This is a genomic window from Paracoccus shanxieyensis (assembly GCF_009711265.1).
GTDB classification, from domain to species: domain Bacteria; phylum Pseudomonadota; class Alphaproteobacteria; order Rhodobacterales; family Rhodobacteraceae; genus Paracoccus; species Paracoccus shanxieyensis.
Window position 1 is genome coordinate 56,694 of sequence record NZ_WMII01000007.1, and the last position, 19,420, is coordinate 76,113.

Sequence of the window (19,420 nt, forward strand, 5' to 3'; positions counted from 1 at the left end):
CGCTAGTCGCCCGAGGCGTAAAGCAGGGCAATGTCGCGGTGATACAGCTCACAGGCACCTGCTTCGGATTGGACAACGGCGCGGCGCGGCGCAATCACGATGCGGCAGCCGCTGGCAAAGCCATAGACCCGTTCGCCATTGGGCATCAGGCTTTGCTGCGGCACTTCGTCCATCGGCCGGGGGCCGGTCTGCTGCGGCGATACCGACAGCGTTGTCGTCGCGCCGACGACCGTGGGCGGGCCGGGTGGCGCGGTCTCGCACGCCGCCAGCAGCAGCGGCAGGATCAGCAGGGCAATCGGGCGGATCGTCATCATATGGCCTCCGGTCGCGGTTCCGATGGCCAACGCCGTGGTCGGGCTGCGGGTTCAGCCCAGCGCCGCGACCCGATCCTCGACCACATCGAAGGGGACGCCCGGTTCGTCCTTGGCGCAGCGGATCACAAGGCTGGTCTTGACCGAGGCGACGTTCGGGGCCGCCGTCAGGCTTTCGGTCAGGAAGCGCTGAAAGCTGGGCAGGTCGGGCGCGGTGCATTTCAGAATGAAGTCGATCTCGCCGTTCAGCATGTGGCATTCGCGCACCAGCGGCCAGCTGCGGGCCAGCGCCTCGAAGGCGGACAGGTCGCGCTCGGACTGGCTGACAAGGCGCACCATGGCAAAGACCTGCACCTCGAAGCCCAGTTCGCGGGCGTTGATATCGGCGTGATAGCCGCGGATGAAGCCGGTTTCCTCAAGCGCGCGGACGCGGCGCAGGCAGGGGGGCGCAGAGATGCCCACCCGGCGCGCCAGCTCGACATTGGTCATTCGACCGTCCGCTTGCAGTTCGGCAAGGATCTTGCGGTCGATTTCGTCTAGTCGCGCGCCGGTCATATATTCCTCATAGGCCAGTCTTTCGGCCAAAAACATGCCGGAAGCTACCTTGTCGGGCGGCTTTGCGCAATATTGTTTCCACCTTTGCGGGCGGTCGCTGATGGATTGCAAGACGGGGCAGGGGTGATTACCTAGCGGTCGAAACGTGAAAGGTCCAGACCCATGTCCCATGCTTCCATCGACGATTCCACCCTTCCCGGCCATACGCGGGTGCTGATCATCGGCTCGGGTCCGGCGGGCTATACGGCGGCGGTCTATGCCAGCCGCGCCATGCTGTCGCCGGTGCTGATCCAGGGGACGCAGCCGGGCGGCCAGCTGACCATCACCACCGAGGTCGAGAACTGGCCCGGCGAAACCGAGATCCAGGGCCCCGACCTGATGGTCAAGATGGAGGCCCATGCCCGCGCCATGGGGGCCCGCATCTTCATCGACACGGTGACGGCGCTGGATCTGTCCAGACGCCCCTTTACCGCGCAGCTTGATTCGGGCGCGACCATCACGGCGGATGCGGTGATCCTTGCGACCGGCGCACAGGCGCGCTGGCTGGGGCTGGCATCGGAGGAAAAGTTCAAGGGCTTCGGCGTGTCGGCCTGCGCGACCTGCGACGGCTTCTTCTATCGCAACCGTCAGGTGGCGGTGATCGGCGGCGGCAATACCGCCGTCGAGGAGGCGCTGTTTCTGACCAATTTCGCCAGCAAGGTGACGCTGGTGCATCGCCGCGACAGCCTGCGGGCGGAAAAGATCCTGCAGGACCGCCTGTTCAAGCATCCCAAGATCGAGGTGATCTGGGATCATGAACTGGCCGAGGTTCAGGGCGAAAGCCAGCCGCCGGGCGTGACCGGCATCCGTCTGCGCCACACCTCTACGGGCGCGGAACGCAGCATCGCGGCGGATGGCGTCTTTATCGCCATCGGCCATTCGCCGGCCTCGGAACTGGTCAAGGATCAGCTGGAGCTGCATGACGGCGGCTATGTCAAGGTCGAGCCGGGCAGCACCCGCACCTCGATCCCCGGCGTGTTCGCGGCGGGCGATCTGACCGACCACATCTATCGTCAGGCCGTGACCAGCGCGGGCATGGGCTGCATGGCGGCGCTGGATGCGGAACGCTGGCTGGCCGAACACGACATGGCCGGCCAGCCCGACACCCACGGCGCGGAAATCCCGGCCGAGGCGTAAGCGGCAAGGTCCGTGGGACTTGCGCGGGAAAAGCCGGGCGGCTTAGGCTTGGCTTTTCCCAGAAGGCATCTGCTGATGACCCAGCCCAACCACGCGCCGATCCCCGAGCTTTACGTCAGCGAAGCCGCCGCCGATGCCCTGAAGCATGAGGCGGGCAAACTGCCGTCATGGGATCTGACCGCGCGGCAGCTTTGCGATCTGGAACTGCTGATGAATGGCGGCTTTCTGCCGCTGAAGGGGTTTCTGACGCAGGCCGATTACGACAGCGTGGTGCAGAATATGCGGCTGGCCTCGGGCGCGCTGTGGCCGATGCCGATCACGCTGGATGTGTCGCAGGGTTTTGCCGACCGGATCCAGCCCGGCGACGATGTGGCGCTGCGCGATGCCGAAGGCGTGGTGCTGGCGATCCTGTCGGTCACCGACAAATGGACCCCCGACAAGGCGCATGAGGCGCAGATGGTCTTTGGCGCCGATGATCCGGCGCATCCGGCGGTGCATTACCTGAAAAACATCGCCGGTCCGGTCTATCTGGGCGGGCGGGTCAAGGGTCTGCAGCCGCCGACGCATTACGATTTCCGGGCGCGGCGCGACACGCCGAACCAGTTGCGCGCGCAGTTCCGCAAGCTGGGCTGGCGGCGCATCGTGGCGTTTCAGACCCGCAATCCGCTGCACCGCGCGCATCAGGAACTGACCTTCCGTGCCGCGCGCGAGGCGCAGGCCAATCTGCTGATCCACCCCGTCGTCGGCATGACGAAGCCGGGCGATGTCGATCATTTCACTCGCGTCCGCTGCTATGAGGCCGTGCTGGACAAATACCCGCAGGCCACGACGCATCTGTCCCTGATGAACCTTGCCATGCGCATGGCCGGCCCGCGCGAGGCGGTGTGGCACGGCATCATCCGCCGCAATCACGGCCTGACGCATATGATCATCGGGCGCGACCATGCCGGGCCGGGCAAGACCAACACCGGGCAGGATTTCTATGACCCCTATGCCGCGCAAGAGCTGTTTCGCCAGCATCAGGACGAAATCGGCGTCGAGATGGTCGATTTCAAGCAGATGGTCTATGTGCAGGACCGCGCGCAATACGAACCCAAGGATGAGGTCGAGCCGGGCGCGACGGTTCTGGACATCTCGGGGACGGAACTGCGCAGGCGGCTGCGCGAAGGTCTGGACATCCCCGAATGGTTCAGCTTCCCCGAGGTGGTGGCCCAGTTGCGCCGCACCAGCCCGCCGCGCGACCGGCAGGGCTTCACGGTGTTTTTCACCGGGTTTTCCGGCTCGGGCAAATCCACCATCGCCAATGCGCTGATGGTCAAGCTGATGGAACTGGGCGGGCGGCCGGTGTCGTTGCTGGACGGCGATGTCGTGCGCAAGCATCTGTCCAGCGAGTTGGGCTTCAGCAAGCAGGACCGGGACATCAATATCCGCCGCATCGGTTATGTCGCCTCGGAAATCACCAAGAATGGCGGCATTGCCATCTGCGCGCCGATCGCGCCCTATGCCGCCACCCGCCGTGATGTGCGCGAGATGGTCGAGGCGGGCGGCGCGTTCGTGGAAATCCACGTCGCCACCAGTCTTGAGGAATGCGAGCGTCGCGACCGCAAGGGCCTGTATAAGCTGGCCCGCGACGGCAAGATCAGCGAATTCACCGGCATCTCGGATCCATATGAGGTGCCTGAAAACCCCGAACTGCGCATCCAGACCGAAGGATATGACGTGGATCATGCCGCCCAGCAGGTGCTTTTGAAGCTTGAGCAGATGGGCCTGATCGGGCTTGGTTGACCGCTTGCGCGGCTTGGCATAGGCCATGGATAAACAAAGGCGCGACATGTCCGATCCGGTCCTGATCCTGACGATGAAATGGGGCACGCTTTACGGGGCAGGCGACGTGAACCGGCTTTACCGTCAGGTGCGCCGCCATCTGGCACGCCCCTTTCGGTTCATCTGCTTTACCGAGGATGGCCGCGGCATCGATCCCGGCGTCGAGGTGCTGCCCTTGCCCGAACTGGGCCTGCCCAAGGGCAATACCGACACGCGCTGGCGCAAGCTGGCACTGTTTCAGCCCGATTTGGGCGGTTTTGCCGGAATGACCGCGTTGTTTCTGGATCTGGATCTGGTCGTGGTCGATGACATGTCGCCGTTTTTCGATCTGCCGGGCGAGTTTTTGATCATCCGCGACGACGATCTGTTTCGCCCCAAGCCGCTGCGCCGGATCAACGCGCAGCGCGATGCCTTCCTGCATTCGGTCGGCAATTCCTCGGTGTTTCGATATACCGTGGGCGCGCATGCCGACGTGCTGGCGGGATATCTGGCCGACAGTGCTGCCGCAGCGCGCGATTACGAACACGAACAGCAATATCTCAGCGCGGTGCTGCTGGCGCAGGGGCGCCTGTCCTATTGGCCGCGCGGGCTGTGCGTCAGCTTCAAGAACGACTGCGTGCCGCGCAATCTGCGCAGCTACCTGCGTGACCCCAGCCTGCCGCCGGGCGCAAGAATTGTGCTGTTTGCAGGCAACCCGAAGATGGCGGATGTGTTTTCAGGGAAAGGCAACCGCTGGTACAGGCGTATCGGCAATATCAACTGGCTGAGGCAGGCATGGACGGCGCAATAGTCCGGGCCAATCTGGAAAACGCAGATATGCATATCGTGACGGGATCGGACGACAATTATGCGGCGGGGGTGATGGTGCTGATCGCCTCGGCGGCGTGGCACAATCCGCAGGCGCGCTTTACCGTGCTGGATATGGGGATCTCGGGCCAGAACCGGCAGCGCATCGACGCCTTGGCCGAAAGGCTGGCGGTGCGCATCGACCGGATCGAGGTTTCCGAGCAGGTCTTGCAGAAACTGCCGGTCCGGCGTTCGCATCTGACGCGCAGCACCTATCTGCGCCTGCTGATCCCGGACCTGATGCCGCAAGAGGACCGGGTGATCTATATGGATTGCGACATGGTGGTGACCGGGGATCTGTCGCTGCCCGCGCAGATCGATCTGGGCGATGCGCCGGTTGCCGCCGTGGCCTGTCCCAATCCCGACCGGCGCGAGCTGGCCGCGACCGGAACCGCGCAGGGCGAATATGTCAATGCGGGTTTTCTGGTGATGAACCTGCCGGTCTGGCGGCAGGAAAACCTGTCGCTGCGCTGCATGGAGTTGTTGTCGGACCCGTCCCGCCCGCTGCTGAGCGAGGATCAGTCGGCGGTGAACATCGCCTGTCGCGGCCGCATCCTGCATCTGCCTGCCGCGTTCAACATCTATGCCAATGACTCGGCCTATAAACGGCCCGAAGATCTGCCAAAGGATGTGGCCGTGCTGCATTTCGTGGTCAATATGAAGCCATGGCGCTGGCGCGTGGCCTTTGGCGAGGTCTGGCAATTCCACGCTGACCGCATCGCCGACCTGATGCCCGCCCGCAAGCCCCCGACCGCGGCGCAATATCTGAACCGGATCGAGATCTTCCGCCGCTCGGCCTTTGGACTGGCGATGGGGCGCAAGAAGCACTGGCTGCGCATCAAGGTGCGCCGCGCCATCCGAGACCAGATCGTGCAGCCCTATCTGGCCAGCAATCCGCCGCGCTAGGTCAGTTGCCACGTCTCCAGCCGGGTGTCGTCAAGAACGCGGATCACGCCACGGCCCAGTTCGATGATGCCCTGCGCGCGCAGATCGCTGAGCGTGCGGTTGACGGTCTGGCGCGAACAGCCCGACAGGATCGCCAGTTGCGCCTGACTGATATAGGCGTGCTGGTCGTCATTGGTCAGGTTCAGCAGATGCAGGCAGACCCGCGCCTCGGCCGGATAGAATTGCGCGATGGATTGCAGGCGGTTGTCGCGCATCAGCCGACTGTGCAGGATGCCCGCGAAATTGCGCAGCAGGATGTCGGCGGGGACGTATTTCTTCAGCAGCGCCTCGGAAAACACCAGCAGCGTGGTGTTGGGAATGGTGATGCAGGTTGCCGCGCAGGTCTTGCCCGACAGCAACTCGACCTCGCCCACGACCTCGCCGGGACCGGCGACATGGGCGATGACCACATTGCCATCGCAATCGACATAGGTGATCTGCACCCGGCCCGAGATGATCAGGAAACCGCAGGGGGCTTCTTCATCCTGCCGCAGGATTTCGGTTGCGGTGCGGCACAGCCGGGGCGTGCATTCCGCATAGAAGGCGTGGCGTTGTTCTTCGCTGAGGCCGCGGAACAGATCGGGCAGGAATGTCTTGACGCCAATGGCACGGGCAGTGACCGGCGCAGCAGCTTGTCGCAGGTTCCGCCCGGCCGATGGGCCGGGGGTCAGATCCATCCCAGTCGACATAGCAACGATTCCCTGAAAGCCTATGCCGGGGGCAATAGCACTTTTAACGCGAAAATCGCAAAGGAATTGACATACAAATTATGCCTATGGGTGAACCCATGCCGCCAGAGGTCCGATACTGATTAACACGATACCGGTTGACTGCGGATCTCCGGACGGGCGTGGTCTCTTTAGCCCCGAGGCGCGAAGCTTGTGTCAGAAACCCGACACAACGGGCACAAAATTCTTAAAAAACCGATAAAAATTCGGATGTTCTGGTATGGAAGTTGCCCGGCGCTGACGCCGGGCGGCGGTCAGTGGACGCTGACCGGCTCCAATTCGTTCTGACGGGCCAGCATGAAGGCCATGCTGCGGTCCTTGACCAGTGCCAGACGTTCGCCATCGGGTCCGTGGACGGCGTAAAGCGCATCGGCATCGGGGGCTTGCGCGCGCACTTCGTCAGGCAGGCTCTCCATCGCGACGCGGCGGATGTAGACGGTGTTGCCCGATGCTTCCGGGCTGAAATCGAATTTCGTATTCATCTGCGATCCCCTTTCATTTGCGGCTGATCGGTATGGTCTGGACGATACTGTCGGGCACGGAACGGCGCAGGTCGATGTTCAGAAGCCCGTTTTCAAGGCCCGCCGACACCACCTCGACCCCATCTGCCAGCACGAAACTGCGCTGGAAGGCGCGGGCGGCGATGCCGCGATGCAGGAAGACGCGGTCCGCTTCGGCTTCGGCCTGACGGCCCCGGATCACCAGCTGGCGATCCTCAAGCGTGATGGACAGATCGTCGTCGGAAAAGCCCGCCACGGCCAGCGTGATGCGAAAGCCGTTCTGGCCCTGATGTTCTATGTTATAGGGCGGATAGCCCTCGGCCCCCTTGGCGGCCCTTTCGGCCAGACGCTCAAGCTGGTCAAAGCCCAGCAGGAACGGATGTGTGGCCAGACTTATCTTGGTCATTCCCAAGCCCTTTTCAAAGCGACTGTCGGCAGGATCCCGGTATGGCAACCCCGCCCCAGCAATATGTGTGCGGCGGCCCCGCGAAACAAGATGCGCGGCGGGCTGCCTTTCTGCGGGCCGGGGCATGCAAGCCCATTAACAGATTGTAATCGGCACGTTATAAGAAGCCATCCAGCCCGAGGCCCGACCATGAATGCCCAGTATGAGATGAGTTCAGAAGATGTCTCCCGCGCGCGGCTTGCCGTGCTCAAGCGCGAGCATCGCGATCTGGACGAGGCGATTGCCGCGCTGTCGGAACAAAGCCTGACCCATTCGCTGAGCCTGTTGCGCCTGAAAAAGCAGAAGCTGCTGCTGAAGGACCGCATCGCCCGGCTGGAAGACGATCTGACCCCGGATATCATCGCCTGACCGTATCCCAGATTGCATCACCGGGTCCGGCACGCTAGGGCAGGGCCAAACAAGGGATTCGACCATGGAAACACCCGTCGGAATCATCATGGGCAGCCAGTCCGACTGGCCGACCATGCGCGAGGCTGCGCTGATCCTTGACGCGCTTGGCATCGCCTATGAGACAAGGATCGTCAGCGCCCATCGCACGCCCGACCGGCTGTGGGATTATGGCAAGACCGCCGTGTCGCGCGGGTTGAAGGTCATCATCGCGGGCGCGGGCGGCGCGGCGCATCTGCCGGGCATGATGGCCTCGAAGACGCGGGTGCCGGTGATCGGGGTTCCGGTGCAGACCAAGGCGCTGTCGGGCGTCGATTCGCTGTATTCGATCCTGCAGATGCCCAAGGGCTATCCCGTGGCGACCATGGCGATCGGCGCGGCCGGTGCGGCCAATGCCGGGCTGATGGCGGCGGGCATTCTTGCCGTCAGCGATCCCGCCTTGGCCGAACGTCTGGACGCATGGCGTCAGGCGCTGTCCGATTCCATCCCGCAGGAGCCGAAGGATGACTGAACTGCACCCCGGCGCGACCATCGGCATTCTGGGCGGCGGGCAACTGGGGCGCATGCTTTCGGTCGCGGCCAGCCGCCTTGGCTATCGCACGCATGTCTATGAGCCGGGCGCGGCGCCTGCGGGCGATGTGGCCCATGCCGTCACCACCGCCCCCTATGAGGATCAGGCGGCGCTGCGGGCCTTTGCCGAGGCCGTCGATGTCATCACCTATGAATTTGAAAACGTGCCCACGGCGGCGCTGGATCTGCTGGAATCGATCCGCCCCATCCGCCCCAATCGCCGCACGCTGGCGGTGTCGCAGGACCGGCTGACGGAAAAGAACTTCCTGACGGAAATCGGCCTGCGCTGTGCGCCCTATCGCAATGTCGAAACTCAGGCCGATCTGCCGCAAGCCTTGGCCGATCTGGGCACGCCCGCCATCCTGAAGACCCGCCGCATGGGCTATGACGGCAAGGGTCAGATCCGGTTCAACGATGCGCAGGGCGGCGACTGGACCGGCGCGCCCTCGGTGCTTGAAGGTTTCGTGGATTTCTCGGCCGAGGTCAGCGTCATCGTGGCGCGCGGTGCCGATGGTCAGGTCGCGGCCTTCGATCCGGGCCTGAACGTGCATCGCGACGGCATCCTGCGCACGACGACCGTGCCCTGCGGGCTGTCGCAGGCGCTGTTGACGGATGCGGTGCTGATTGCCGCCAAGATCGTCAATGCGCTGGATTATGTCGGCGTCATGGGGGTCGAACTGTTCGTGACGCCCGGCGGGCTGATCGTGAACGAGATCGCGCCGCGCGTGCACAATTCGGGGCACTGGACGCAGGCGGGCTGCGCCGTCGATCAGTTCGAGCAGCATATCCGCGCCGTCGCGGGCCTGCCGCTGGGCGATGGACAGCGTTACGCCGATGTCGAGATGCAGAACCTGATCGGCGACGATATCGACCGCGTGCCGCAGCTTCTGACGCAGCCGCGCACGCAGGTGCATCTTTACGGCAAGGGCGCGGCGCGCCCCGGTCGCAAGATGGGCCATGTCAATCGCGTGCTGTAAGCGCCGATTTCACGCGGTCGAATTCGTCCCGCGATCCCGGAATGCCAAGGCGGATCCAATGCGGATGCCATGGGAAGATCCGGCTCCAGATTCCGGCATGGGCAAGCTTTGCCTGCGCGGTTTGCGCATCCGGCGTGTGATACAGCCGGAACAGATGCGTGCCGCCGACCAAGGGCCAATGCGGCGTGACGATCTGGTCCAGATGCAGCGCGGCCTCGGCCAGCCAGGTCACGCTGGCGTCGGACCATGCGTCATCGGCCAGCGCCTGCGTGCCGATCTGGATTGCCGGGCCGCTGACGGACCACGGGCCCGCACGTTCGGCCAGCCGCGCCGCCAGATCGGGCGCGGCAATGGCAAAGCCCAGCCGCAGCCCGGCCAGGCCCCAGAACTTGCCGAAGCTGCGCAGCACGGTGACATTGGCCGGGCGCTCGCCCGCCACCGACAGATCGGGGCGCGGATCGGCAAAGCTTTCATCCACGATCAGATGCCCGACGCGGTCCGCAATCTGCGAGATCTGCCGGGGCGTGAAACACCGCCCGTCCGGATTGTTGGGGTTCACGATCACCGCCAGATCCGCGCCCGACAGTTGCGCGGGCTGGCTTGGTTGCGCCACGTCCCAGCCCGCCGCGCGCAGGCTGGCCGCGTGTTCGTTATAGGTCGGCGACAGCACTGCCGCCCGTTTGCCGTCGATCAGATGCGGCATCAGCTGGATCGCCGCCGAGGCCCCCGCCAGCGCCACGATCTGAGCGGCGGGCGCGCCATAGCGGCGGGCGGCGGCGGCGATCAACGCCGCCTCATCCGCGCGGGTCGGCAGGGCGGTCAGGGCATGGTGCGATATCGGGGCGGGGTCATACGGCCTGCGGTTGATCCCCGTCGACAGATCGACCCAATCGCCAGCGCCATGGCCCGCCGCCGCCCTGTCGATATCGCCGCCATGATCGCGCATCATCGCACCTTTCCGAAAACCTTCTGCATTTGCTGGTTTACAACAATGCAGGTGCAGCAAAACTGTCTGAGGTAACTTAATTTTCTCTTTACACCCTCGTAGAAGCAGAACACGATATGTTGTAGGCACATTCCGGAAACTACGCCGGGTGTAGTCGGGGCCCACAAGATTTGTGGGCTGACCCTACTCTGGAAAGGCAGGGAAACATGGCGCAGCTTGATTTTATCCACAGTGACGAGATCCATCCCATCGACATCGTCGAAACGGTCGCGACCCATCACGCTTGGGACTTCGACCGGCTCGCCGAGGATCAGATCGCCATGGCGGTCGAAGGCCAGTGGCGCAATTATTCGATCACGCTTGCATGGTCGGGGCGCGAGGAAGTGCTGCGCCTGATCTGCACCTTCGACATGGACCCGCCCTCGGACAAGCTGCCTGCGCTGTATGAAGTGCTGAATCTGGCCAATGATCAGGTCTGGGACGGCGGCTTTACCTTCTGGGCGCCGCAAAAGCTGATGGTCTGGCGCTATGGGCTGGTGCTGTCGGGCGAAGCGATTGCCAGCCCCGAACAGATCGACCAGATGATCCGCAATGCCATTGAGAATGCCGAGCGGTTCTATCCCTGTTTCCAGCTGGCCTGCTGGGGCGATGCCTCGCCCGAGGCCGCAATGGACATCGCCATGTCCGAGGCTTACGGTCGCGCCTGATGGGTCGCCCCCTGCGGTGACCGGCAGGGGGATTGCATGGACTTTTCAACGATAAACGCCCGCGGTCTGGTTTTGATCGGCTGCGGGCGCATGGGCGGCGCGCTGCTGGATGGCTGGCTGAAAAACGGGCTGTCGGCCAGCGCGGTGCATGTGATCGACCCCAATGCCAGGCCGGAACTGGCGGATCTGGGCGTGTCGGTCAACGGCGAACTGCCCGACGATCCGGCTGTGCTGGTCATTGCCGTCAAGCCGCAGATGATGGGCGATGTGCTGCCACGCCTGACGGTCGGCGCGGATACGCTGGTGCTGTCCGTGGCCGCAGGGGTGACGCTTGCCGCCTATCAGGCGGCGTTTCCGGCGGCGCCCATCGTGCGCTCGATGCCCAACACGCCCGCCGCGATCGGGCAGGGCATCACCGCGATCATCGGCAATGCCAATGCGTCCGAGCCGCAGATGGCGCTGGCCGAAGGGCTGCTGTCCGCCGTGGGTCGCGTGGTCCGCCTGCAGGCCGAAGACCAGATGGATGCGGTCACCGCGCTGTCGGGATCCGGCCCGGCCTATGTCTTTCACATGATCGAGGCGATGGCTGCCGCAGGTCAGGCCGAAGGCTTGCCTCCCGAACTGGCGCTGGAACTGGCACGCGTCACCGTGGCGGGTGCGGGGGCGCTGGCGATCTCGGCGGATGAGGATCCGGCTGTGCTGCGCCAGAACGTGACCTCTCCGGGCGGGACGACGGCGGCGGGACTGGTGCAACTGATGGACGCAGAGACCGGCCTGCCGCCCCTGATGCGCCGCACCATCGCGGCAGCGGCAGAACGTGGGCGCGAGCTGGGCAAATGATCGGCTATTCCGATTTTGAAAAGGTCGAGATCCGCGTCGGCCGCATCACCCGCGCCGAACCCTTCCCCGAGGCGCGCCGCCCCGCGATCAAGCTGTGGCTGGATTTCGGACCGCAGATCGGTGAACGGAAATCCTCGGCCCAGATCACCCGGCATTATACGCCCGATGAACTGGTGGGACGGCAGGTGCTGGCCGTGGTCAATTTCCCGCCGCGCCAGATCGGCCCGTTCATGTCCGAGGTTCTGGTGCTGGGCGTCCCCGATGCCGAAGGCGAGGTCGTGCTGATCGGGCCGGGGCAGGACGTGCCGCTGGGCGGCAAGCTTTATTGATCACGGAAGGGGGGATCGGCGATGGATCTGAACGCGCGCGCCATGGGGTTCATTCACGCAGGCATCGCCGCTGCCGATCCCGCAAGCGCGGTGCGCCGGGGCATGGTGCAGGTGCTGCAAGACCCGCCGCCACCCGGTGGCCGCTGGCAGATCATCGCGCTGGGCAAGGCCGCCCGCGCCATGGCCGGGGCGGCGCTTGAGACCTTGCCGGGCGCGGATACGCTGGTCGTGACCGGCGATGACGCCCCCTTGGCGGGGGCCACGGTCCTGCGCGCGGGCCATCCCGAACCCGATGAGGACGGCGCCCGCGCCGCTACCCAGGTCGAGGCGCGCCTGCATGCCACCGGGCCCGATGACCGCGTGCTGGCGCTGATTTCGGGCGGCGGCTCGGCCATGCTGCCCGCGCCCGCGCCGGGAATGACGCTGGCCGACAAGCAGGCGGTGAACCGGCTGCTGCTGGCCTCGGGCGCGGATATTTCGCAGGTCAACCTGATCCGGCAGGGCCTGTCGCGGCTGAAGGGCGGCGGCTGGTTGCGGCTGTCGCAGGCCCCGGTCGCGGCGCTGATCCTGTCGGATGTACCGGGCGACGATTTGCGGGTCATCGCCTCGGGGCCGACGGTCGCGCCGGTCGGCAGCCGGGTGCAGGCGGTCGATCTGGCGCGTGAACTGGGCATCTGGAACGACATGCCCAAAGCTGCGCAGGACGCCTTGCTGCGCCCCCAGGACCGCGCGGCGCTGCCGGTTGCGCGCAATGTGCTTGTCGGCTCGAACGGGATTTCGGTGGCGGCGATGCGGGCGCTTGGCGCGAAGGAAGGCCCTGAGCTGGCGGGCGATGTGCAGGATTGCGCCCGAAGGATCTGGGACCATGCCGCAGATCTGCGCCCCGGTCAGGCGCTGGTGATGGGCGGCGAAACCACGGTGCGCCTGACCGGAACCGGCATGGGCGGGCGCAATCAGGAACTGGCGCTGCGCCTTGCCCTGCTGGCCGAGGCCGCGCCTGTGGCGTTCGACTGGCGCTTTGCCTCGGTCGGCAGCGACGGGCGCGACGGGCCGGGACAGGCGGCGGGCGGGCTGGTCGGGCCGGGCACGCTGCAGGCAATGCGCGCCGCAGGGATCGACCCGCAGGCCCGGCTGGCCGATAACGATTCCACTCCGGCCCTGCAGGCGGCGGATGCGCTGGTGATGACCGGCCCGACCGGCACCAATGTCGCCGATTTGGCCGTGCTGCTGCGCGCCTGAGGCAGGGGCTATTCCGCCGCGATGCGGGGCTCATCCCCGCCACCGCGCGTCGGCTGCAGCGAGGCCTGCAGGAACCGCTCGCGCGCCTCGCCGGTCAGATAGGTCAATTGCCCGCCGCTGATGGTCATTTCGACCTTGCCGGTCTTGCGCGACACGATCACCAGATCGGCGCGGCAGCCATGATCCAGCCGGCCGCGATCGGCAAGCCGCATGATTTCAGCCGGGCGCGCCGACATCAGATCCCAGATGCGCGGCAGGTCCGCCAGATCGTCGCGCGCCAGCGACAGGGCCAGCGCCACCATCCCCTCGGGCGCGCCGTCCGAGATGATTGCATCCCCCAGCCCGCCGCGCAGAAAATCGCGCAGACGTTCTTCTTCGCGCAAGGACAGCAGCACGGGATCGCCCATGGCCGCCGCGGCTGCCGCGGCCGAATGGGCGGCAGGACGGGCGGCAAGGCCCGCGCCGATCATCGAATGCATCTCGCGCATGGCGCCGCCATCATCGCCGATGCTGCCATAGCGGGCGCGGATGTCGTCGAACCCTTCGGCCAGACGGCACAGGTGACGCGGCATTTCGCGCCCGCGCTCGGCCACGCCGTCCAGCGCGCGGGCAAGGATCCCCGGCGCGGTCCCCAGCCGCACTGCCGATGCCGCGAAGTCATCGGGGCGGTGCTTCTGCTGATCCAGCAAGGCCGCGAATTCGCTTTCGAACCATGCCAGTTCGATGCGCAACGCCTGTGTCAGATCGACCAGCGCCTGCGTGCATTCCGTGCGCGCGCTTTCGATCCGCAGCCCCCGGCGCAGATCGGGCGCGCGTTCGGGGCGGATCGCGTGCAGCAGCGCCGCAGTTGCCTCGGGCGCGTCATGGCCATGGTCCCAGCCCCAGCGCGGCGTGACCCATGCCGTGGTGATGCCGCTGCGCGCCGCGATGGCCGAGGACTGGCGCAGGCGCAAGGCGGGCTCGGTTCCCGGCGGCGGCACGAACAGCAGATCGACGATGCCGGGCAGGATCAGATAGCCCTCCAGATCGACGCCCGGCAGCGGCCCCTTGCTGATCCGCCCGCGCGAGATCGCCACCGACCGCTGGCGAAGCTCGCCCTCGCGCAGGATGGTCGCGCCGGTCAGGCGCATGGGTGGCAGATAGGGCATCAGGGTTTTCTCGCACCGGTGGTTGTGCCGATCCTGCCCGCAGCGTGTGAAATGCAAATGACATTCCGGGCGGATAAGGCATGAATGCTGGCGGGGTTGACCTGCGGCAACAGTCGGGGGCAGGGTCGCCCCAGCATCGCGCAGATGGGGAAGCCGGATTGCTATACGCCTATGTCACCAGCGGTCAGGGATTGCAGCCGCTGCCCAAGGATCAGGATCTAAGCGATGCGATCTGGATCGACCTCTACCGCGGGCTGGACACCCAAGTGCAGGCCGTCTCGGCGCTTGGCTATGAAGTGCCGACGCTGGCCGATATGGAAGAGATCGAGATCTCGAACCGGCTTTATACCGAAGGCGGGCGGATCTACATGACCGGCGTTCTGCCGGGGACGCTGCCCGACGGCCAGAATGCCGCGATGCCGGTGACCTTCATCCTTGCGCCGGGTCAGCTGATCACCATCCGCCACCACGCGCCGCGCCCGTTCGAGACCTTCCCGACCCGCGCAGGCCGCTCCAGCAGCGGCTGCGCCACCCCCGAGCGGGTGTTTCTGGGTCTGGTCGAGGAAATCGTCGGCCGCCTTGCCGATATCTCGGAAGGCGTCAGCAAGGTGCTGGACGCCACATCGGCGCAGGTGCTGCGGCCCGCCACGACCAAATCGGGTTCGCTGGAAGAGGTGCTGGTGACCATCGGTCAGCAATCCGAACTGCTGGGCCGCGTGCGCATGGGCCTTTTGTCGATGGACCGCATTCTGGTCTATGAGGCGGGCAACCTGCGCTCGGAGGGGCAGGGGATCAAGGGGCTGCGCACCGCGCTGCAGCGCGACATTCAGGCGCTGGAGGTGCATGCGGATTTCCTGACCTCGCGCATTGGCATGACCATCGACGCGACCATGGGCATGATCGGGCTGCAACAGAACGAACGCGTGCGCATCCTGTCGGTGATGACGGCGCTGTTTCTGCCGCCCACGCTGATCTCCAGCATCTTTGGCATGAACTTTGAATGGATGCCGACGCTGAACTGGAATCTGGGCTTTCCCACGTCGCTTCTGATGATGATCGTGTCGATCTGTGTCGTGCTGGCGGTGCTGAAATGGAAAGACTGGCTTTAGCCGCGCAGCGCGATATCGGCGATGTGGTGAAACAGCCCATCGGCATCCTCACCGACCACCGACACGGCCTCGACGCGCATGGGCTGCGCCAGCAGCGGCGCGACGACGGGCTGCAAGGCCGCGACCAGCGCATCGGCCTGCGGCGCGGGCAGGCTGTTCGACAGCGTCAGGTGATAGTGAAACAGGTCCAGCACGAAGGGATAGCCCCAATGGTCCAGATGCGCACGGGCCTTGGGCGGCAGGGCATCGGGGCGGCGGCGGTCGCGCTCGTCGGGGGTCAGAGGACTGCGCAGATCGTCCAGCCGGGTGACCAGCGCCTGTTCCAGCGCCAGCAGCTCGGGCGGCTGGGCCGTCGGACGCAGCGCCACGAAGCCGTAATCCTGCCGCAATTCCAGCGCCAGATCGAAGGGCGTCAGATGATCGCAGATCAACGCCGCGCGGCGGATCAGATCGTTTGGGCCATGGCCATCGGCCAGCCGGAACGGCGCCTTGATCGTGGCGTGAAACCCATAGCGGCGCGGCGTCCGGGTCAGCGCCTCGGCGGGGGCGGGCAGGCCCGGCACATCGGGACGCAAGGCAGCCTCGGCGCCGGATACGGGCCGCGCCAGATCGCGCCCCAGCCACGCGCCCCCGAACTGGCCCAAAGGCCCGCCGGGCAGGTGATAGACCGCATAACGCCGGAAGTTCATGATCCGCTCCTTCACGCCCCGTATGGCCGCATCCCGCCGAAAAGCTGCCGGGATGGCTTGCCGATGCTGTGCGGCGACCTTATGGCTGATGCAGCAGGTCCACAATCCGGGGACGCGAAGGAATGAAATCCACCATCCGCTATATGACATGGCCTTTCATCGTGACGGTGATCGGGCTGATCCTTGCCGCCTGGATCGGCTGGCAATATTCCGGCACGCGCTCGGGGATGATCTCGTTTTTCCTGATCGCCGCCGTGCTGGCGGTGCTGGAAATCTCGCTGTCCTTCGACAATGCCATCGTGAACGCGAACAAGCTCAAGCAGATGACGCCGGTCTGGCAGCGCCGCTTCCTGACCTGGGGCATCATCATCGCGGTCTTCGGGATGCGGGTGCTGTTCCCGCTGCTGATCGTGGTGATCGCCGCCAGCCTTGGCCCGATCGAGGCCGTGCGCCTTGCCGCCACCCAGCCGCAGGAATACGCCGCCATCATCCACGAAGCGCATCTGCCCATCGCGGCCTTCGGCGGCGCGTTCCTGATGCTGGTGGCGCTGAATTATTTCTTCGACCAGTCCAAGGACATCCACTGGATCGGCTGGATCGAAAAGGCCCTGCTTAAGATCGGTGAGATCCGCGGCATGGAGGTGGGCTTCGTCCTTGTCTGCATGATGGTCGTGCTGCATTTCCTGCCCCCCGGCAAGGAACACGCCTTCATCGTCGCGGCGGTCTGGGGCGTCATCACCTATCTTCTGGTCGACGCGCTGGGCCATGTGCTGGACCAATGGGGCGGCGGCGAGATCACCCCCGGCGACATGGCGCGCGGCGGCTTCGGCGCCTTCCTCTATCTCGAGGTGCTGGATGCCTCGTTCAGCTTCGACGGCGTGATCGGCGCGTTCGCCCTGACCCAGAACCTGTTCCTGATCGCCATCGGGCTTGGCATCGGCGCGATGTATGTGCGCTCGATGACGGTGATGCTGGTGGAAAAGGGCACGCTGGCGCAGTTCCGCTATCTTGAACATGGTGCGTTCTGGTCGATCTTCGTACTGTCGATCATCATGTTCGTGCAGACGCTGCGGCCGATCCCGGAATATATCACCGGCCTCCTGGGCGCCTGCTTCATCGGCGTGGCCTTCCTGAACTCGCTCGCCTATCGCCGCCGCCACCCCGAGGAGGCCGAGGCGCATACCGACTGATCTGGCACCGCTGATCTTGGCGCCCGCGATCCGGCGCGCGGCCTCAGGTCTTCTCTGTTCCCCAAATACTCATGCGGCGCTGCCCCCAGCGCCGCATCTGCATATTCAGCGCCGATCACCGCTCAGACGGGACGCGTCGCCAGTTCCAGCCAGTCGCGCGCCTCAGAAGACACCAAAGGCCCGATCTCATCGCGCACCCGCGCGTGATAGGCGTCCAGCCAGTCACGCTCATCAGGCGACAGCAGGCCGGGCTCGATCAGGCGGCGGTCGATGGGGGCCAGCGTCAGGGTCTCGAAACCCAGCATCTCGCGCCCGTCGGGGCTGCCCAGTTCCCGCACCACGATCAGGTTCTCGATGCGGATGCCGAAGGCGCCCTCACGGTAATAGCCGGGCTCATTGGACAGGATCATGCCGGGACGCAGGGGGATGTCCGACACGCGCGACAGCCGCACCGGACCTTCATGCACCGACAGGCCCGCGCCGACGCCATGGCCGGTGCCATGATCGTAATCCATGCCTTCGGACCACAGCGGCGCACGGGCCAGCGCGTCGATATGGCAGCCCGCGACGCCCTTGGGAAACTGCGCCCGCGACATGGCGATCATGCCCTGCAGCACGCGGGTATAGGGGCGGCGCACGGCGGCATCGACCGGACCCATCGGCAGGGTGCGGGTGATGTCGGTGGTGCCGTCGTCATATTGCCCGCCGGAATCGACCAGCAGCACATCGCCGGACTGGATGCGGCGGTCGGTCGCCTCGGTCACGCGGTAATGCACGATGGCCCCGTTCGGACCCGAGCCAAGGATGGTGTCGAAACTGATGTCGATGATGCCCTGCCGGGCGCGCAACTCCTCAAGCTTCTGCGCCACGCCGATCTCGGTCAGGGGCGCGCCGTCCAGATCGCGGGCGCGGGCATCCAGCCATGCCAGCAGCTCGACCATGGCCGCGCCGTCGCGCAGATGCGCGGCGCGCATTCCGGCAATTTCTGCGGCGTTCTTGACGGCTTTCGGCATGATGACCGGATCGGCCGCCTCGGCAATCGGCGTCTTCATGCTTTCGATCAGCTGAAACACCTGTTCTGGCGCGCTGGCGGGATCGACGCGGACCGGCCCGCCCAGATTGGTCAGCGCCACGGTCAGCGCGTCGAAGGGCAGCACCTGCACCTCATTGCCCAGAGCAGCGCGCAGTTCGGAGGAAAACTTCGCCGGATTGGTGAAGATGGCGACATGGCCGTTTTCCTCGATGATGGCGAAAGCCTGCACCACCGGGTTCTTCGGCACATCCGCGCCGCGGATGTTCAACAGCCACGAGATCGAATCCGGCAGCGTCAGCACCGCCGCCTGCTGGCCCGCCTCGCGCAGAAGACCCGCGATGCGGGCGCGCTTTTCCGCCGCCGTCTCGCCCGCCAGCGCATCCGGCCACAGCCGCACCGCACCGACCGGAGGCGCGGGCTGGTCGTCCCAGATCGCATCGACCGGGTTCGAGGAAACCGGATGCAGCCCGATCCCGGTCCCGGCCAGCGATTTCTCCATCTCGCGGATCTCGCGCCGGGTGTGCAGCCACGGATCGAAGCCCACGCGCCCACCTTCGGGCAGCGCCTGGCGCAGCCAGTCCGCCGCCTTCACCTCGGGCCATGGCACGGGGGTGAAATGCGCCAGATCCACCTCGGCCTTGACCTGCACGCGATAGCGCCCGTCGATAAAGACGCCCGCGCGCTCGGCCAGCACGATGGCGAACCCGGCGCTGCCGCTGAATCCCGTCAGCCATGCCAGCCGGGCGTCATGGCCCGCGACATATTCGCCCTGATGCGCATCGGCGCGCGGCACCAGAAACCCGTCCAGCCGCCGGGCAGACAGCGCCGCGCGCAGTGCCTGAAGGCGGGGGACATGGCGCGCGGGATCGGAATGGCTTTCATAGCTTTGAAACATCGGTCTTCTT

22 protein-coding genes are annotated in these 19,420 nt (G+C 65.6%); 13 read left to right on the forward strand and 9 right to left on the reverse strand.

Annotated elements, in window-relative coordinates; all coding sequences use genetic code 11:
* Positions 1–2: 2 nt before the first annotated feature.
* Together GL284_RS08860 and GL284_RS08865 are read right to left on the reverse strand one after the other, a co-directional pair.
* Positions 3–314, reverse strand: coding sequence for a hypothetical protein (locus GL284_RS08860; RefSeq protein ID WP_155044248.1), 312 nt, complete (start codon positions 312–314; stop codon positions 3–5).
* A gap of 51 nt (positions 315–365) precedes the next feature.
* Positions 366–866, reverse strand: coding sequence for an Lrp/AsnC family transcriptional regulator (locus tag GL284_RS08865; protein WP_155044398.1), 501 nt, complete (start codon positions 864–866; stop codon positions 366–368).
* 162 nt (positions 867–1,028) lie between these two features.
* On the opposite strand from GL284_RS08865, the gene trxB reads away from it, so the two are divergent.
* The 4 genes from trxB to GL284_RS08885 all read left to right on the forward strand — a co-directional run bounded on the left by trxB (position 1,029) and on the right by GL284_RS08885 (position 5,618).
* Positions 1,029–2,042, forward strand: coding sequence for a thioredoxin-disulfide reductase (gene trxB / locus GL284_RS08870; RefSeq protein WP_155044249.1), 1,014 nt, complete (start codon positions 1,029–1,031; stop codon positions 2,040–2,042).
* A gap of 75 nt (positions 2,043–2,117) precedes the next feature.
* Positions 2,118–3,827 (forward strand): bifunctional sulfate adenylyltransferase/adenylylsulfate kinase, encoded by a 1,710-nt coding sequence (locus GL284_RS08875; protein ID WP_155044250.1) that lies wholly within the window; start codon positions 2,118–2,120, stop codon positions 3,825–3,827.
* Between the two features lie 46 nt (positions 3,828–3,873).
* Positions 3,874–4,656 carry a hypothetical protein gene (locus GL284_RS08880; RefSeq protein WP_155044399.1) on the forward strand — a complete coding sequence of 261 codons (783 nt, stop codon included), beginning with the start codon at positions 3,874–3,876 and terminating at the stop codon, positions 4,654–4,656.
* Complete coding sequence (locus tag GL284_RS08885; RefSeq protein WP_155044251.1) at positions 4,641–5,618, forward strand: glycosyltransferase family 8 protein; 978 nt, start codon at positions 4,641–4,643, stop codon at positions 5,616–5,618. The genes GL284_RS08880 and GL284_RS08885 overlap by 16 nt, the downstream gene beginning before the upstream one ends.
* Here GL284_RS08885 and GL284_RS08890 read toward each other — a convergent pair.
* The 3 genes from GL284_RS08890 to GL284_RS08900 all read right to left on the reverse strand — a co-directional run bounded on the left by GL284_RS08890 (position 5,615) and on the right by GL284_RS08900 (position 7,291).
* Positions 5,615–6,346, reverse strand: a complete 732-nt coding sequence (locus GL284_RS08890) for a Crp/Fnr family transcriptional regulator (protein ID WP_155044252.1) — start codon at positions 6,344–6,346, stop codon at positions 5,615–5,617. The genes GL284_RS08885 and GL284_RS08890 overlap by 4 nt on opposite strands.
* Before the next feature lie 293 nt (positions 6,347–6,639).
* On the reverse strand, positions 6,640–6,867 hold the full coding sequence (locus GL284_RS08895) for a DUF1150 family protein (protein ID WP_155044253.1): 228 nt from the start codon (positions 6,865–6,867) through the stop codon (positions 6,640–6,642).
* A 13-nt stretch (positions 6,868–6,880) separates the two neighbouring features.
* Positions 6,881–7,291 carry an Hsp20 family protein gene (locus tag GL284_RS08900; RefSeq protein WP_155044254.1) on the reverse strand — a complete coding sequence of 137 codons (411 nt, stop codon included), beginning with the start codon at positions 7,289–7,291 and terminating at the stop codon, positions 6,881–6,883.
* A 189-nt stretch (positions 7,292–7,480) separates the two neighbouring features.
* On the opposite strand from GL284_RS08900, the gene GL284_RS08905 reads away from it, so the two are divergent.
* The 3 genes from GL284_RS08905 to GL284_RS08915 all read left to right on the forward strand — a co-directional run bounded on the left by GL284_RS08905 (position 7,481) and on the right by GL284_RS08915 (position 9,285).
* Positions 7,481–7,699 (forward strand): YdcH family protein, encoded by a 219-nt coding sequence (locus GL284_RS08905; protein ID WP_155044255.1) that lies wholly within the window; start codon positions 7,481–7,483, stop codon positions 7,697–7,699.
* A gap of 64 nt (positions 7,700–7,763) precedes the next feature.
* The gene (gene purE / locus GL284_RS08910) at positions 7,764–8,249 is read left to right on the forward strand and encodes a 5-(carboxyamino)imidazole ribonucleotide mutase (RefSeq protein WP_155044256.1); all 486 of its coding nucleotides are present in this window, start codon (positions 7,764–7,766) and stop codon (positions 8,247–8,249) included.
* A complete protein-coding gene (locus GL284_RS08915; protein WP_155044257.1) occupies positions 8,242–9,285 on the forward strand; it encodes a 5-(carboxyamino)imidazole ribonucleotide synthase in 1,044 nt (347 codons plus the stop codon). The genes purE and GL284_RS08915 overlap by 8 nt, the downstream gene beginning before the upstream one ends.
* Here the strand turns inward: GL284_RS08915 and cobD are convergent.
* Positions 9,269–10,231 (reverse strand): threonine-phosphate decarboxylase CobD, encoded by a 963-nt coding sequence (gene cobD / locus GL284_RS08920; protein ID WP_155044400.1) that lies wholly within the window; start codon positions 10,229–10,231, stop codon positions 9,269–9,271. The genes GL284_RS08915 and cobD overlap by 17 nt on opposite strands.
* A gap of 206 nt (positions 10,232–10,437) precedes the next feature.
* Between cobD and GL284_RS08925 the strand changes: the two genes are divergently transcribed.
* Genes GL284_RS08925 through GL284_RS08940 form a run of 4 tightly spaced genes read left to right on the forward strand, consistent with a single transcriptional unit; the run spans position 10,438 to position 13,346 of the window.
* Positions 10,438–10,938 carry a type III secretion system chaperone family protein gene (locus GL284_RS08925; RefSeq protein ID WP_155044258.1) on the forward strand — a complete coding sequence of 167 codons (501 nt, stop codon included), beginning with the start codon at positions 10,438–10,440 and terminating at the stop codon, positions 10,936–10,938.
* A gap of 36 nt (positions 10,939–10,974) precedes the next feature.
* On the forward strand, positions 10,975–11,778 hold the full coding sequence (proC, locus tag GL284_RS08930) for a pyrroline-5-carboxylate reductase (RefSeq protein ID WP_155044259.1): 804 nt from the start codon (positions 10,975–10,977) through the stop codon (positions 11,776–11,778).
* Entirely contained in the window at positions 11,775–12,107 is a 333-nt protein-coding gene (locus GL284_RS08935; protein ID WP_155044260.1) for a tRNA-binding protein, read from the forward strand. Before proC ends, GL284_RS08935 begins: the two co-directional genes overlap by 4 nt.
* Before the next feature lie 21 nt (positions 12,108–12,128).
* The gene (locus tag GL284_RS08940) at positions 12,129–13,346 is read left to right on the forward strand and encodes a glycerate kinase type-2 family protein (protein ID WP_155044261.1); all 1,218 of its coding nucleotides are present in this window, start codon (positions 12,129–12,131) and stop codon (positions 13,344–13,346) included.
* Between the two features lie 8 nt (positions 13,347–13,354).
* Here GL284_RS08940 and GL284_RS08945 read toward each other — a convergent pair whose 3' ends face one another.
* Positions 13,355–14,494 carry an amidohydrolase family protein gene (locus GL284_RS08945; RefSeq protein ID WP_155044262.1) on the reverse strand — a complete coding sequence of 380 codons (1,140 nt, stop codon included), beginning with the start codon at positions 14,492–14,494 and terminating at the stop codon, positions 13,355–13,357.
* A gap of 158 nt (positions 14,495–14,652) precedes the next feature.
* Here GL284_RS08945 and GL284_RS08950 point away from each other — a divergent pair, with 158 nt between their 5' ends.
* Positions 14,653–15,603, forward strand: a complete 951-nt coding sequence (locus tag GL284_RS08950; RefSeq protein ID WP_155044263.1) for a magnesium transporter CorA family protein — start codon at positions 14,653–14,655, stop codon at positions 15,601–15,603.
* On the opposite strand, the gene GL284_RS08955 is transcribed toward GL284_RS08950, so the two are convergent.
* Positions 15,600–16,292, reverse strand: a complete 693-nt coding sequence (locus GL284_RS08955) for a DUF1045 domain-containing protein (protein WP_155044264.1) — start codon at positions 16,290–16,292, stop codon at positions 15,600–15,602. The genes GL284_RS08950 and GL284_RS08955 overlap by 4 nt on opposite strands.
* Positions 16,293–16,414: 122 nt before the next feature.
* Between GL284_RS08955 and GL284_RS08960 the strand changes: the two genes are divergently transcribed.
* On the forward strand, positions 16,415–17,482 hold the full coding sequence (locus GL284_RS08960; protein WP_155044265.1) for a DUF475 domain-containing protein: 1,068 nt from the start codon (positions 16,415–16,417) through the stop codon (positions 17,480–17,482).
* A 122-nt stretch (positions 17,483–17,604) separates the two neighbouring features.
* Here the strand turns inward: GL284_RS08960 and GL284_RS08965 are convergent, their stop codons facing one another.
* Positions 17,605–19,410 carry an aminopeptidase P family protein gene (locus tag GL284_RS08965; protein ID WP_155044266.1) on the reverse strand — a complete coding sequence of 602 codons (1,806 nt, stop codon included), beginning with the start codon at positions 19,408–19,410 and terminating at the stop codon, positions 17,605–17,607.
* Positions 19,411–19,420 lie beyond the last annotated feature (10 nt).